Genomic DNA, 14,950 nt, shown 5'->3' with positions numbered 1-14,950 from the left:
TTTTCTCCTTATTGATTATTTAAAACTGTCTATATCAAAACCGAATGCAATGTTTGCCTGATATGTTTCAGGCAGGCCCTCAAGTTCAGTCACTTCCGTCGCGTACTGAGCTTTCAAGAAGGCCCCTTGGTCAAAGAACCACATCAAACCACCCGAGTTGCGAGTCACATCGTAACGAGGGTTTTTGTTGATGTTGCCTTCAACTTCTTCAAACGTGTTCACGTGTTCCCATTTCAAGAACGGTGTCAGTCTGATAGATGCGAAATCGTAATAGATTTGCAAAGACTCTAAGCGAGCTTTGTGACCTAGTGGAGCAAACGCCTTTGGTTTTGCCAAACCACCCAAAGTCGCATTTGCCGCAGAAACTAAATTGGAGTTTTCCAAAGTTCCTTCGATCACTTCACCGCTAAATCCAAAACCGCCGAATTTGTAACCGCCCATCAACGTCCAAAGAGTCACTTCCGCATCCTCTTTCAACTTGTCGACTTTGTAGCGGTTGCCAGTCGTGTTTCCTGCGTAATAAGAAAGAGCAAAACCCTTTCCTTTAGCAACACTTCCCCACTCGATACTTGCCAATGTAGCAAGGTCATCCGCATTTGTTGTTTCAAAGTGACGTTGATAACCGCCACCGATCCAGTTGTAGGTACGGAAGAACTCAGAGTTCAAACCACTGACAACACCCAGACGCGCTGTGAAGTCAGAAAATTTTTGTTCTACTTGAACGCCCGTTTCTGTCCAGTTCAATGGAATCATGCGAGCTTCAAGATCGGAAGCCAAGATCGAAGCGTACATATGCGGCTTCGTCTGAACAGAACCCAAAGCGATGAACAATGGGAACTTACCCACCTTCAAAGCGGTGTTCGTCTTCTTCCAAGTTTTTTTGTAGTACAATTCCGGAAGGACGACTTCACCGCCCTTTTCGATTTCTTGTTCGAACTCACCGAACTCTTCAAAAGGATCAAACTCGACAACAGTTCCTACACCACCGTGTTCGATTTCAATTTCGAACTCGATTTTGGAACTGTCAGAAAGAATGTACTCACCTTCAAAGGCAATCTCTGCCAAGTCCATTTCACGGCGTGTGATAGGTGTTAGGTTTTGTACTGTTTTGAAAGTTTCGCGTTGGCCGAAAACGATGTAACCGTACGACGTAAACTCAAACTTAGGATAAGCCTTTTCAACATTTCCATTTGCCGTTGAAGTCGATACCGCTGCCTCACGGCTTTCGTCATCTTCGTCTTCTTCTTCGATAGGAGTTGTTGTTGGGGCCGATACCGGGGCCTGGATTTCTGTCGTTGTTGAAGAGCTTGTGGGCTCTTGAGCATTAGCGATACTGGAAAGGGTAAAAATAGCTAATAACAAACGTTTCATGAATACTGCTTCTCCGTGAGGCCCGTTTGTAGAGAAGCGGCATGTAAAGGTCAAAAGAGGGACCCTATTTTGTTTCCAACTGATAAGGTCCTGATATTCAAATGAAAACGTAATGAGAAGACCCACCGGAGGTGGTGGAACAACCTGAAATTATTACTTAAATAGGAATTTGAAACGGGGCACTTTCTGACCATCGACTTCGACTATTTCGGACCACATCGAAGCCGGTCGACACCACAAACGTCCCAACGGATTTTCATAAAGAGCTTCGTACAAAACCACATCTTCTAAGCTTTCGCTATGTTTACCGACGCCGATCACTCGGTAAGGTTTGCCTTTGTAGTGTTGGTAAATAGCTCCAGGAATAATGTTTTCGTTACTGTTTTGTTCCGCCATCTTGGTTACTTCATTTCATTCAAGTGTTTGATAATTTCGTTTTGGATCTGTTTCATTTCAGTGTCAGAGCGACGTTGCGCTCGTTTGAAATCTAGATCTGGAATCGACCACGCCGGGATAAGGTGCAAGTGATAGTGAGGCACTTCAAATCCTGCCACAATTTGACCCACGCGAGGAGAGCCGGAAGCTTTGAGAATGGCCTTACCGATTTTTTGAGAAATCTTGTGCAGGTGCGCGTAGGTTTCTGCAGGAACTTCGGTCCAATGATTGATCTCTTCTTTGCAGATCACAAGTGTGTGACCCAAATTCACTTGGTCCAGAGCCAAGAAGGATAGCACGTGATCATCTTCATAAATTTTGTAAGAAGGAAGTTCACCAGAAATAATTTTTGTGAAAATAGAGGCCATCTCGAATCTCCTGTCGCCATTGTTCTGTACTGAGACATTAGACCAGACTTCCACATTTCTTCAACAGTTGCCGTAGAGAATAAAATCATGAGTAAGCACTCTTGACATGGTAGGCTAATATTATGACGACGATATTTCTTTTAGAAGACGATCCCATTCTTGGAAAAGCCATCCAACTTCAACTGGAACTTCAATCTTACAAAGTAGAATGGGTGCAAAGCTTAACTGAGGCCAAGAACAGAGCCTCTGTGACATCGCCGCCAGATTTATTTCTCTTAGACGTCAATCTGCCAGACGGCAACGGCTATGATTTCTGTCAGTGGCTGCGTGGAGAAAAATTAAATACACCCGTGATTTTTTTGACAGCCAGAACAGACGAAGAAAGTGTGGTTCGTGGTTTTGAGGAAGGAGCGAATGACTATATTCGCAAGCCTTTCAGTCAAAAAGAATTAGCCCTTCGCATCCGCAATCAGCTTTCTGACATGAAGGCCACTTTGGATTTAGTACGCTTCAACGGCGTGACACTGATCAAAAATCAACAGGTCTTAAAACACGGCGAAGCTTTGATTAGTTTAAACCGCCGTGAGTTTGAAATTCTGACGACTTTCTTTGAACATCCTGAGACGATTGTGACCAGAGAGCAACTGATTGAGCGTTTGGCTTCCGGTGAAGAAATCTATGATCGCACCGTCGATTCACACATCAGCCATATCCGCTCGAAGCTTTCTAAAAACGGAGTCAAAGGTGTTAAAATCAACTCGGTCTATGGACAAGGATACCGGCTTGAGAAAGCGGTATGATAACTAAACCTCTTTTTCGTAAAAACTTTTTGATCTTTGCATCGATTATTTTGGTTTTCGTGGTCGTGGCGATTGCCTTATCATGGATTCTGACTAGTTTTGAGCGAGATCGAATGTTCTTACGGCCTGCGGGGATGAACCGAGCGCTTTTAGATGCTTATGACAAAGATCCTTTTAAGGCCCTTCCTCTTTTAAATGAATTTTCACGCAAAAATGGCTTAGAAAAACATGATCTGATCAATGCAGATGGTGTGAGTTTGACCACGGGAAAAAAAGTTTTGTCGTCTGCCCTGACGGACGATCAAATGCATGCCTTGAAAAAAGATCTAGCGATTTCCGCGAGCCCCTCTGAAACTCAGCGCATGCCGGGCCCTCCTCAAGAAGTGATTTCCGTCACCAATCAGGAAGGAGTCTTCCTTCTAAGCAAGTTTGGCGGACCTCGAGACAAGCCTCCTATTGGACCGATCGTCACTTTGACTGCGTTGATCGCTTGTATCATTATTTCTATCGGGATCGCATTGCTTTACCAATTTTCTAAGTATCAAGAACGCTCCCGCGAAGCCTTGGATGTACTTAATTCTTTGCGCGAAGGAAATCTTTCAGCACGCCTTCCGTCACGCAAGTTTGATGAGTTGGCCTTACTGACGAATGCGTTTAACGAAATGGCGGGTGACTTAGAAAATATGGTGGAACAATTGCGCAAGGCAGATCGCACGCGTCGTGAATTGTTGCAAGATCTTGCTCACGACTTACGAACTCCTTTGGCGTCGCTGCGATCCTTTCTGGAAACTTTGCAAACTGCCAACCACCAGCTTTCAGAAGAAAAGCGACAGGAAGTATTATCCTTGAGTTTTACCGAAGTTGAGTACTTCGGTAAACTGGTTGAGGACCTATTATTCTTAGCTCAAATCACAGAACCGAAATATTCTTTAGGTACCGAGACAATTCGCTTTGATGAGAGAATTCAAGAACAAATCACCGTTTTCAGACAGCGCTGTCCTCGGCTGCAATTTGATTTTCAGAAAACAGGAGACGCTTTTGTACTGATGGGGGCGCCTCGTCTTATTGATCGCATGCTTCGTAATGCTTTCGAGAACTCCAGTTCCTTTGCAAAATCTAAAATCCGTATTGAGCTGACTCAATCGGGAAAAGATTTGCAACTTCAACTTATCGATGATGGTCCCGGTTTTAGCGAAAAAGGCCTTTTAGAATTCGGCCACAAAAAATCCAGTCGCACTTTGGTTTCGGAATCATCTGACAACAAGCGCATCTCTGTCGGGATTGGATCCGTCATTATGAAAGAAATTGCTCAACTGCATGGGGGGCTGCTTCGTGCCTCCAACCAGGTTGAAGATGGCAAAGTCTTGGGTGCCAAAGTCTCATTTTCGTTCACGAAGTCCTAGCTCCATATTCGCTCCATACTTGTTAGCTAACCTAAGATCACGAACAAGGTGGTCTTATGCTTCGCAATTTAGGTTTAGTACTTTTGATTTCCTGCCCGATCGCCTCTGGGGCCCAATCGATGTGGGGCACGGGCATGTGGGGCGGAATGCAAGGCTGCTCATACCAAACACGCGCAGGCAACGGAGCCACGAATCAAGATGATGAGACTAAAGAAATTCAGTCTGCGATCAGCGAAGCGCAAAAGCAGCTAAAGACAAAAAAGTCTGAAAAGAAAAAGACCGATCGCGAATCTGAAAGACACAAGGCGGATATTGAAAAAACGGTTTCCGATGACTATGCCCAGTTCGTCTTTGAACACATTGAAAACAATCGTCAGTGTTATGAATACAAAGGCTTGCAAGAAGAAGGCGAGTTTTCAGCGCAAGGCCAACAAGGCTCAGAACAACTTCCTGGCACCGCGATGACGCCCGTGCATGGATTCACGATTTCTGAATGGAAACAGTATTGTGATCCAGGTAAGGCCGGCTCCGTCAGCGCTTCAATTTGTTCGAACTCGCGCTTCAAACCCAGTGAAGCGGGGCGCTCAGATGCAAACACTTGCAAAAAAGGTTTGAGTGAATACCGAAAGTCTTACGCCAAATCGCAAAAACTTCAGCGCGAAATTGAAAGTTTAGAATCACTGATCGAACGCTCGAAAGAAGATTTAAAAGACGCCAAACAAAATGCATTAGAAGAACAACGCGAACGCATGACCGCACAAACCGAAGGCGGCATTTGTGTTGAATGTATGCAACAAGGTAACGGCGGTTATCAATATCAAAAACCGCAAACTGATTGGGCGAACGTGATCGCCAACGTCGGAACGGGATTACTAGCAACGTACACAGGATATCAACAAAACAAGATGGTGGCGGAATACAACTCCAACATCGGATGGCCCACACAAAGTTATCCCAGCTGGAGCTACGGCTTCCCCTACTTAGCCGCAGGAATTTACGGTGCCCTAGGTGGCGGAACAGGCCAAGGCGCTTTCGGCTGCGGAAGCGGCATGGGAGGAACCGGAAACATGAACGGCCCGATGGGAATGATGGGAGCTTACGGCACCGGAAGCCTTTACGGAAACATGGGAATGGGTGGAGCCTTCGGATATCCCGCAGGCATGATGGGAAACACCATGGGCGGCGGTATCTTCAACGGAGGCATGGGCCCGTGGGGATTGTCCGGCTACGGCGGCATGAGTGGCTACCCGATGATGGGTATGGGATCCATGATGGGAATGGGTAATATGATGGGTGGCTATGGAAGCATGATGGGTGTCGGTGGAATCATGGGAATGGGAAACATGATGGGTTCCATGATGGGAGGCTACGGTACCATGATGGGATCAATGATGAGTGGCTACCCAATGGGATCCATGATGGGCTATGGAAACATGATGGGTTACGGCACCATGATGGGCATGGGATCAATGACCGGCTATGATTCAACAATGTTGCAAATGCAATCCCAGTATCAACAACAAATGATGCAAATGCAGATACAACAATATCAAAGCATGATGCAATACCAACAACAGTACCAATCCCAAACACTGCAAAAATACCAAGCCGTATCCTCACTCCAACAAGAAATGTACAACTTAATGTCCCGAATCCAACAAATCCAATACGGCTACGGCACAACCTACCTAGGCTCAACAAGCTCCATAGGCCTCACCTCGCTGGGCACAACAACAGGAACCTCCATCCTAACTCCCCTCCCCGGAAGCGTGATCGGAACAACAGGAACAACCTCAACAATAATCCCATCCAGCCGCTAACCAAAAAGCGTAAGCCAAAATACCGAAACGAAGCTGAAGATAATTCCTTCAGCTTCATTTCCGAACTCACAACAAAATTCAAATTTTATTCATTCCAAGATTTATCTTATGACGAATTGAAACAGACGGAGAACGCAGCTTACGAATCCAGCACAGCTTTGCTGAAGGCAAGGGGCTGAGGACCCTTGTCCGAAGAGAGGGCCTTTGCCGGCGCCACGATGGCGCGAACCGCACAAAGTGCGGCGGCAACTGAGCCCGGACGGCGTGCCCGACCGAAGCGACAAGGAGCCTCAGCCCCTTGCCTTCAGCAAAGCACGTCGCAGAATTGAAAGACTAATAAGCCCCGCGCTGAAGCATCCGAGCTCCCTGACGATAAGTATCCTCAGAGAACCGAATAACCCCATCCGAATTCAAACTCGAAGTCTGGAACACAAGATAAACCGGAATAGGCTTTTGCAAGTTAACGCGGGTGTCGTTTTCCATAACTTCACCCGGCTTCGCCATCGCCGCCTCAATAGCACTGCGATTCCAGTTCGTCCCTTTCAACAGATACTCCGCCAACTCCACAGGCTGTTCCAAGCGAATACAGCCAGAACTCAATTGTCTTTGTCCGTCGGCGAAAAGCTCACGCTGATTCGTGTCATGCAGATAAATCGCGTAAGGGTTTGTCATCATGAACTTCAATACTCCCAAAGCATTCCCCAAGTGTGGACGCTGACGAATATAGAACAGGTTGTCTGAATTGGGGTCTAAACTGTTCCAATCAACGGTGGATGGGTCCACGCGTCTAGTGAAAGTGCTGTTCCAAAGTTCATAGTTATGACTGTCGAAATATTCTGTGATTTGCGATGGACTTAAACCTTTTAAATCCTCCATCTTGTCTTCACGGAAAATGGTCGGTGGCACGACCCAGTACGGGTTGATCACGATGTAAACCACTTTGTCCTTCATCGTTGGTGAAGGACGCGCGGTGCGACCATTGATCGTACGGAAGTTCATACTGGTGCCCGTCTGCTTGTCGATCAAATTGAATTGAGTCATCGCCAAGTTCACATAAATATAGCGGTCTTCAAAGGTTTGCGGGAACCAACGAAGCTTTTCCATATCTAAGCGAATCTGACGAGCTCTTTCTATACAGCCTGTGTTCAGATATTTATAGGTACTTCCGCTGGCGGTGATAGAACCGTCGGGCACAACTTTGTTCAACCATTGGATGTCATTGATTGCAGTCATCATCTGCGTATCGAAAGTCTGGTCCACGCTTGAGATTTTATAGCCTAACAGACGCAGACGTTCTTTCCATGCAGGAATTGCGGGATCACTTCCGCCAAGCTCCACTTTTTTTGCGGGTGTCGGAAGATTCGTCCACATGCCATTGTTGCAATAGTAAGTGATGCGACGAAGGGCTTCTTTTAAAGAAATATACGGAGCTGATTGTGGAGAAAAGCTCATCAGCAAAGGTTGCGAGCGTAAACCATGAGTGTACATCAACACACGAAGCTGCTTATCGCTCACGAAAGATTTCTTCGACATCTTAACGTCGGAACCCATCGTGCTTGGGTCCACAACTCCTCCGTGCATGTCTTCAAGGAGTAAAAGAAAGTTTTCGTTTGCCTGACGCTTCAGGTTCGCATCCCAATAGCCTCCGACCTTCCAGGCTTGCTCCATGGCGGCCGTCCAATAACGGCTGGGGTTCAACCCCTCATTCCCCACGTTGAGCATCGTGTTTCGCATGTCACCCAGATCGAGCTCATCGATGATGTTCAAGTAGTCTGCGCGTGCGGCCTGCGTAAATTGCGCGTTAGCCTGTGTACTCACCAACAGCAACGTGTGAAGAAAAGCGATTAGAAACAATTTCATAGCCTCCCCCTCAGGTTCCATTCATTAAAGAAAATTCTGTTCCGAATTGGGGAATTTGGGCAGCGCTGAGTGGGCTAGGGACGCATATATTTCGAAAAAAAAATACTCTGCAAAAGAGCAAAAAAAAAGAGGAGACCTGAAGTCTCCTCTTTCGCAGTAGAAAATTTGAAGCTCAACAAATTATCTTTGAGCCGCAGGAGTCCACTTAAGACCTTCTTTGCCTGCCCATTTACCACGAGGACGATAGATGCGGTTGTTTGCGTATTGTTCAAACGCATGAGCACACCATCCAGAAATACGAGAAGCCGCAAAGATCGGAGTGAATAGATCTGTGGGGATGCCCATAGAGAAGTAAACAGTTGCAGAATAGAAGTCCACGTTCGGCATCAAACCTTTTTCTTTGTACATAGTGTCGTCAATCAAAGTCGACATTTCGTACATGTGGTGCATGCCAGCGGCTTTAGTCAATTTGTCAGACATGCCACGCAAGATACGAGCACGAGGATCGCCGTTTTTATAAACGCGGTGACCGATACCCATTACTTTTTCTTTAGCTTGCAAAGCGTCTTTAACAAATTGTTGTGCTTTGTCCATTGTTCCGATTTTTTGCAGCATCAAGATCACTTGTTCGTTGGCACCACCGTGAAGAGGTCCTTTCAACGCACCAATCGCAGATACGATCGCAGAGTGAAGATCTGACAATGAAGAAGCAGTTACACGAGTTGCGAATGCAGAGCAGTTCAATTCGTGGTCCGCGTGAAGGATCAAGCAAGTGTCCATCACTTTTACGTGCTCAGCATTAGGCTCTTTACCGCCACCAAGCATGTACATCATGTTCCAAGCGATAGATTTATCAGCCTTAGGTTGAACAGGCTCTTGACCTTTGCGAATAGCATCAAATGCACAAAGCAAAGTTCCCATTTTTGCCGTCAAACGAACTGATTTACGAAGGTTCGCTTCAGCAGAGTTGTCGTTAGCGTCAGAATCCCAGTGAGCCATCAATGATACAGCTGTACGCAACCAACCCATTGGGTGAACGTTTGTAGGAATTGCCTTAAGAACTTTGATAAATTCTGGGCTCAATGCCATTTCTTTGCGAAGTGTCGCAGAAAAAGTCTCTAGCTCTTTCGCGTTAGGCATTTTGTCATTCCAAAGAAGGTAAGTAACTTCCTCAAAAGTTGAATTTTCCGCAAGATCGTCAATTGTGTAACCACGGAAATTTAAAGAATCACCGACGATAAAAGATACTTTCGTCGTACACGCAACAACGCCTTCCAAACCCTTATCCAAGGCGCCTTCGTAGATATTTACTTCAGCCATTGTAGTTTCCTTTCTGACTTTTCACTTAAACATTGTACTCATAACAAGAAATTCAACAACAAGTCACGGACTTACACATCCAAAGTCCCATAAACCCGTTGTTGAAAACGATTTGGTCCCCGACGAAGAACCCACGAAAATCGAGCTGGAATTCAAGAAATGGAACGCTCTAGAGGAGAGCGTTTTTCATAAAACATCAGGCCGTTTTAGTTTTTAGCGAGCTTGATGACCTTGTCTTTTACTTCCGTGACAATCAAGGTTTGATCCCTCACCGGATCCGTCTTACCCGTGTATTTTTCATTCGAGAATAAGATCTCGTTACGCAGTTCGTGAACACCTTGTTTCGGCGCCCGAGAAATAGCCTCAGAAAGTCCGTGCCCACCCCAGTTCACCCCTAACGAGTTCTGAGAATTCTTCAAACCCTCGGTCGCAATCACTAGACGATCCCGCGGATTGAGCTGCACCATGCGACTTTGAGGCTCCGTGTTAAAGTCTTTCGAGAAGCTAGGCCCCGTTGGTAGAAGCTCTACCAAGCTGTCTTGACCATAGACCTGTAAAAAGCCATCTATCACACCGACGGAACAGTACTGCATTTCATAACTACGGCGGTCGACCACGCCATAAAAGACGCTGGCTTTATCTTCATTCAAAATATGCGGCACGATCTCTTTTGCCAGCAAAGCCACGACCTTATGCGCTTCAAGTCCTCGACGAGCTTCCATCTGCGACGAGATTTTAATAATCACGGAAAGCAAAAGTGACGACAGAGAATAACCACTCGCACTCGAGATCAAAATTCCAAATTTCAATTTGTCTTCATGCTCAAAGATATCAAAGTAATCACCACCGGAACGCGTGCCTGGTAAAAACTTAGTGCTAAATTCAAAACCCTGAACATTGGGAAGTTCTGTCGGAGAAAGAAACTTTTGCAGCGTCTGAGCGAACTTCAATTCCTGACTGATTTGCGTGATCAGCTTCTCTAATGCCGTGTTGGCCTTGGAAAGCTCCAGGCGATAACGATGAAGCTCAGCATCTTTTACTGCGAGTTCATGTTCGAGTTCAGAAATACGCTCTTTAAAATCAGTCTCGTCTGCCATGAAAAACATTGTAAGGAGGACACTCGTGAGTGTCATCCTTATCGCAAGTCACAGCCTTTAGTCGGGGTTTTAAAACACCAGGCGGGTTAACTGCTGCTCTTCATCCTTCAGACGATTTTGAATGTGCTCTGGCACCTGTCCCTCTTTCAAAGAACCAAGTCCCTGCAGGTGATAGCGAATTTCGCTTAAGCGCTTTTGCACTTTCTCTTTGGCCCAGGACATAGCTGGCAAAGAAAGATATTCACGCTCAGTCCACATAGGTGGAAAATATTTAGCCTCTTGCAGCTCGTCGACTTTGACGCGACTTCCGAAGTGGCCCCAAATCATTTGCGCTAAGAACTGACACACTAAAATCACAAGAACGAGCCCGACAAATTGCAGGCTCTTATCCTGAAAAGAAGCCATGTCCGTTGAAAAATTAAAATAGAAAAGATTGCGTGCTTCGCCTGCCAACCAGAAACCGATCAGAACTCCAAGAATGGAAACAGCCGCAAGTTGCTTTCCGATGCGCTGACAATCTTGATTCAAAGACCGCGAGTGCCACCAAAAAAGAATCATGCGCGCTATTCTTTCACCAGCAACAAGCCCCATCACGCCGTTTAACGACACCGTGCTTGTCATTAGCAGGCTTAATCCCAAAACCAGAGTCCAAAACTCTGTTTTGATAACAAGACTCAAAAGAAGACTTGCGCCAAGAAGAGTCAATACCGGGGGAAAGCGACCGTCGGCCAAAAAGAAAGCCAAATCACTTTGGCCTAAAAGATTCTGAATGACCGTGGAATTTTTGATCATGCTTTCGCCGCCGATCAGAAAAATTCCCACGCTAAAAGCAAACTGTAAGAGTGTTTTTGCTTTCGCGCTGGAAGTGAAAATAAAAAGACCCAAAACACAAAGACCTAAAATAAAATACCCACTGAAGCCCAAGAACAAAAGGCTAAGAATCGCGATCCACCAAGCGCCCAGTGTGCTCATCGCCATGATCAAAGTCGCTGGAGCCAAGGGTAAGACACGCAGATTGTACAAAGCCATCCCCGTGTAAAGGGAACGCTGTGGTGAAGCTTCAAAGATCACCACATCAGCGCAACGGATAAAAGTCTTTACCAAATTTGTTTCCATTCCCATGTTAAGAACTTTTTTATGCAAGGACGAGAAAAGAGTCCCTAAGTGCTTCTGAGATTCCGTCAAACCGTACATCACCAGAAAAAAACTACCCAACCACATAAGTATCATAGCGGACCACCTTTCCTTCGTATGCGTGACGGACCCCTGGCAACAATTCTTCTGCATGCAAAGGGCGTTTCACAACCACTCTTTGCACCGGCCAGGTTAGAGCTTCCTTCAAGACATCCGCCGCATCATCATCATGTCCAACGAGATCACGAAAGACGACCATCTCTTGCTTCGGCAATGCAGACTTCTTTTTATGCGGATACATCGGATCAAAATAAATGCTGTCAATTTCGATCTGACCCTTTTTTTCCTTTAAAAAGTTCAGACTGTCAGAATAAAAAAGTTCGTAAGACTTCAGATACTCTTTTTGAGTTTTCTCAAACGCTTCCTTTAAAAGAGCATAAAGCACCGGCGATCTTTCAACGCCGGTGACTTGAAATCCCAGTTGAGTCAAAAACACGCTGTCGACAGCTAAACCCACTGAAAGGTCTAAAATTTTTCGGCAGCCCTTCGCAACACCCAAAGCCTTGGCAATAAGTTCGTTCTTACCACGATGACCTTTGCGTTCGTAATCCAGATGATTTTTATCAAAATCGATTTCTAAAAGGCGACGTTCTTGATCGCGCACATACACGCGATCTGCTTCAATGAAGAAATGAAAAAAGAAATCGTCTTTATTCGCTGGGTTTACCGGGCAATTTAAAAAGGATGCCCAGTACTGCGCTTTTTCTAAAGCATTTTCAGAAGCCAAAATACAAGTTCGAGACGGGCTTATGTTCCCAGATACCACAGACATTCAAATACCCACAGGCCTATGGTGATCAGGAAAAGATAAAATCCCGCTTTGAAAACGGCGCGCAGTTCGCTGCCAACAGGACTGGAAATATTTTTGAGCTTATAAATAAAACTGAAAGAGAGCAAAACCAGAACCAGGGATAAATAAAAACCCCAATAGAATCCGGCATACTGAACGTGGAAAAGCAAATTGAAACCCAGGAACAAAATCCACCACACGGCCAAGAGGCGACGACTTTTATCAAAGCCCAACCAATTCACCGTATTCGTGAAACCCGCTTGCGCACTAGGAAAGATGTTCATGAAATTTTTCAGTTGAACTACAAAAAGAACCAGCCATCCCCAAAGGCACCCTAGCCACACGCTTTCCCAGTCAAAACCGGCCCCCATGGCAAGCTGATATCCAACGGTTAACAAGGGACCTAACATCAGAAACAGGGCAAGTTCTCCGCCGATCTGATACTTAAAGGAATTTTGTTTTTTAAACTGAGCCCACAATCCAATGATCAAGCTTAAGAAAATAACTCCCGCGACTTCAGGAAACGCAAAGATGATCGGAAGTGCGCAAAGAATGGCCATACTAAGTAGGACCGTCGAATAATTTTTAACTTGGTCGGCGGTCACCCAACCGTTTTGAATTGAACGGCTGCCACTTCTTTCAAGGACGCGATCTACGCCTTTCATGTGGTCCATGTAGTCATTGCGAAGATTTACCGCAATGAACGCAAGCAATACACCCACTGTCGCGATGGCCGTTGTTAAAGGATCTACGACCGTACGATAAGCGATGTTTTTCGTTAGAACTAAAAACAACGGAGCCAAGATCAGCAAGAAACTGCGCGCCTTGAAAGTCTGTAAAAGCACCGTCAACGATGAGGGTTTCTTGATACTTTCCAAAGGCAGAATACGGAAAGTCACCGTCTCAGACGCTGAATTCACATTCAGTGTTTGGACGGGAAGAGCGCGATGGGTTTTTGAGAATGTTCCAAGAAGGTAAGATTCAAACTCAGGAGAATTCTTGGAAAGCGTGATCAATTCACTCACGACGGCTTCCTTCTCCAGTAAAGAATCTCAGTCAAAGGACGAAGTTGGTCGATCAAACCTTCCTCACCGGGCTTTAAGAAAGTTTTCAGGCGCTCCAAGTGATGATTGTACATTTGGATCAAGCCTTTGTTCATTTCGTCAAACTCAAGAAGCTTTTGATCAAACTGAGCTTTACCACCGATGCTGGCGTAATACTCTTCAAGATTTTTGCTCTTCACCAGAGTGTCGATCTCTTGACGGGAACGGCCTTTCGAAACGAAAGCTCCGAATGAATTTAAATATCCTGATTTCAAATCGCCAAGAATGGCTTTGCCTTCATCATTACGAATGTCGTAATCAAGAAGATCATCACTGCGTTGGAAAAGCTGACCCAACAAAGTTCCCATCTCTTCAAGCACACGATGCAATTCTTCGTCGTATCTTTCTTGCGCGATGAATGGAGCGCGAATACACCATTTAAATAAGCTGGCCGTCTTTAAGTTATGAATACGATCCAGTTGTTCGAGCGTCACAAAGAAGTCACCCACAACTGAATCCTGAAGCCACTCCCCTTCCAAAAGGTCCGAGATCACTTCCGCCGTGTATTGCACCAGCTTGATATTGCCGTGACCAGAAAGATTCACCATCACACGCGCCAAAAGGTAGTCCCCCGCAAGAACAGCGTATTCGGGAGTGTACTTCAACCATGCCGCCGTTTTGCCACGGCGAAGATGAGAACGATCAATAAGATCATCGTGAAGCAAAGAGGCGTTGTGGATGAACTCGATAGTTTGACCTAAAAGAAGTTCGGCTTTGGGATCTAAAGAAAGATTGGAACTCATCATGCGAATGAGTTTTGCGCGGAAGCCTTTTCCACCTGCGAAGAGATCATCATAAAGCTTATTCAGCTTCGGCAAATAAGCCGGAAAATCCTTTGGATCATAGACTTTAAGATCAATGACACTTCGCTGCAATTTTAACTCCTGAAGGTGGGTCGTAAGCCGATAACTTGTCGATTTATCTGCTTGCTGTCAAGGGCTCTCCGGCCTTAAAGTTCGAGACATTATGAATAAAATCTTTCACACCAAAAAGACCCTAACCTTCAGGGAATCCGACCCTGCGGGAATCATGTTTTTCGGGAATATTTTCGGATTCGCCCACGACGCATTTGAGGAGTTTATTCAAGCCGCTGGTTATACCTATCAGGGCTGGTTTGGCCAACGTGATTTGATCATCCCGATCCGCCACACCGAATCTGACTTTTTGTCTCCTTTCTTTCCTGGTCAAACCTACGACATCGCGGTGACAGTGGCGAGTTTTGGTGAAACTTCGTTTAAAATGAAGTATGTGTTTACTCAGTCCGGTAAAACAAACGCGGTGGTTCACATGGTTCATTCCGTGGTGGATGGAAAAACAAAGCAAAAAGCAGCTTTGCCTGCCGAAATGAAGTCGCGTTTGCAACCTTACTTGGAAGCGTCGAAAGGCTAG

14 protein-coding genes are annotated in these 14,950 nt (G+C 45.7%); 4 read left to right on the top strand and 10 right to left on the bottom strand.

The window, feature by feature from the left end; all coding sequences use genetic code 11:
- Positions 1 to 15: 15 nt before the first annotated feature.
- The 3 genes from ACLWBD_RS02555 to ACLWBD_RS02545 form a co-directional block, all read right to left on the bottom strand.
- Positions 16 to 1,371, bottom strand: coding sequence for a hypothetical protein (locus ACLWBD_RS02555; protein ID WP_413569424.1), 1,356 nt, complete (start codon positions 1,369 to 1,371; stop codon positions 16 to 18).
- 153 nt (positions 1,372 to 1,524) lie between these two features.
- The gene (locus ACLWBD_RS02550) at positions 1,525 to 1,767 is read right to left on the bottom strand and encodes a DUF1653 domain-containing protein (protein ID WP_413569423.1); all 243 of its coding nucleotides are present in this window, start codon (positions 1,765 to 1,767) and stop codon (positions 1,525 to 1,527) included.
- 5 nt (positions 1,768 to 1,772) lie between these two features.
- Entirely contained in the window at positions 1,773 to 2,174 is a 402-nt protein-coding gene (locus ACLWBD_RS02545; protein WP_413569422.1) for an HIT family protein, read from the bottom strand.
- A gap of 122 nt (positions 2,175 to 2,296) precedes the next feature.
- On the opposite strand from ACLWBD_RS02545, the gene ACLWBD_RS02540 reads away from it, so the two are divergent.
- The 3 genes from ACLWBD_RS02540 to ACLWBD_RS02530 are packed head-to-tail and all read left to right on the top strand — an operon-like array spanning position 2,297 to position 6,197.
- Positions 2,297 to 2,974, top strand: a complete 678-nt coding sequence (locus tag ACLWBD_RS02540; RefSeq protein ID WP_063206294.1) for a response regulator transcription factor — start codon at positions 2,297 to 2,299, stop codon at positions 2,972 to 2,974.
- Positions 2,971 to 4,377 (top strand): histidine kinase dimerization/phospho-acceptor domain-containing protein, encoded by a 1,407-nt coding sequence (locus ACLWBD_RS02535; RefSeq protein WP_413569421.1) that lies wholly within the window; start codon positions 2,971 to 2,973, stop codon positions 4,375 to 4,377. The genes ACLWBD_RS02540 and ACLWBD_RS02535 overlap by 4 nt, the downstream gene beginning before the upstream one ends.
- 56 nt (positions 4,378 to 4,433) lie before the next feature.
- The gene (locus ACLWBD_RS02530) at positions 4,434 to 6,197 is read left to right on the top strand and encodes a hypothetical protein (RefSeq protein ID WP_413569419.1); all 1,764 of its coding nucleotides are present in this window, start codon (positions 4,434 to 4,436) and stop codon (positions 6,195 to 6,197) included.
- A 333-nt stretch (positions 6,198 to 6,530) separates the two neighbouring features.
- Here the strand turns inward: ACLWBD_RS02530 and ACLWBD_RS02525 are convergent, their stop codons facing one another.
- The 7 genes from ACLWBD_RS02525 to ACLWBD_RS02495 all read right to left on the bottom strand — a co-directional run bounded on the left by ACLWBD_RS02525 (position 6,531) and on the right by ACLWBD_RS02495 (position 14,436).
- Entirely contained in the window at positions 6,531 to 8,057 is a 1,527-nt protein-coding gene (locus tag ACLWBD_RS02525) for a L,D-transpeptidase family protein (protein WP_063206291.1), read from the bottom strand.
- A 180-nt stretch (positions 8,058 to 8,237) separates the two neighbouring features.
- Positions 8,238 to 9,377, bottom strand: a complete 1,140-nt coding sequence (locus ACLWBD_RS02520) for a citrate synthase (protein ID WP_413569418.1) — start codon at positions 9,375 to 9,377, stop codon at positions 8,238 to 8,240.
- A gap of 206 nt (positions 9,378 to 9,583) precedes the next feature.
- Positions 9,584 to 10,474 carry a PP2C family protein-serine/threonine phosphatase gene (locus ACLWBD_RS02515; protein ID WP_413569417.1) on the bottom strand — a complete coding sequence of 297 codons (891 nt, stop codon included), beginning with the start codon at positions 10,472 to 10,474 and terminating at the stop codon, positions 9,584 to 9,586.
- Positions 10,475 to 10,543: 69 nt separating this feature from the next.
- Positions 10,544 to 11,704 (bottom strand): hypothetical protein, encoded by a 1,161-nt coding sequence (locus tag ACLWBD_RS02510; RefSeq protein WP_413569416.1) that lies wholly within the window; start codon positions 11,702 to 11,704, stop codon positions 10,544 to 10,546.
- Entirely contained in the window at positions 11,682 to 12,395 is a 714-nt protein-coding gene (locus tag ACLWBD_RS02505) for a class I SAM-dependent methyltransferase (protein WP_413569415.1), read from the bottom strand. The genes ACLWBD_RS02510 and ACLWBD_RS02505 overlap by 23 nt, the downstream gene beginning before the upstream one ends.
- Positions 12,396 to 12,415: 20 nt before the next feature.
- Positions 12,416 to 13,483, bottom strand: a complete 1,068-nt coding sequence (locus ACLWBD_RS02500) for a prenyltransferase (RefSeq protein WP_063206287.1) — start codon at positions 13,481 to 13,483, stop codon at positions 12,416 to 12,418.
- A complete protein-coding gene (locus ACLWBD_RS02495; RefSeq protein ID WP_063206286.1) occupies positions 13,480 to 14,436 on the bottom strand; it encodes a polyprenyl synthetase family protein in 957 nt (318 codons plus the stop codon). The genes ACLWBD_RS02500 and ACLWBD_RS02495 overlap by 4 nt, the downstream gene beginning before the upstream one ends.
- A gap of 91 nt (positions 14,437 to 14,527) precedes the next feature.
- Here ACLWBD_RS02495 and ACLWBD_RS02490 point away from each other — a divergent pair, with 91 nt between their 5' ends.
- On the top strand, positions 14,528 to 14,950 hold the full coding sequence (locus ACLWBD_RS02490; RefSeq protein ID WP_413569414.1) for an acyl-CoA thioesterase: 423 nt from the start codon (positions 14,528 to 14,530) through the stop codon (positions 14,948 to 14,950).

It is taken from the genome of Bdellovibrio sp. HCB117 (assembly GCF_047305915.1).
Lineage (GTDB): Bacteria > Bdellovibrionota > Bdellovibrionia > Bdellovibrionales > Bdellovibrionaceae > Bdellovibrio > Bdellovibrio bacteriovorus_B.
This window is presented reverse-complemented; position numbering and strand designations above follow the sequence as displayed.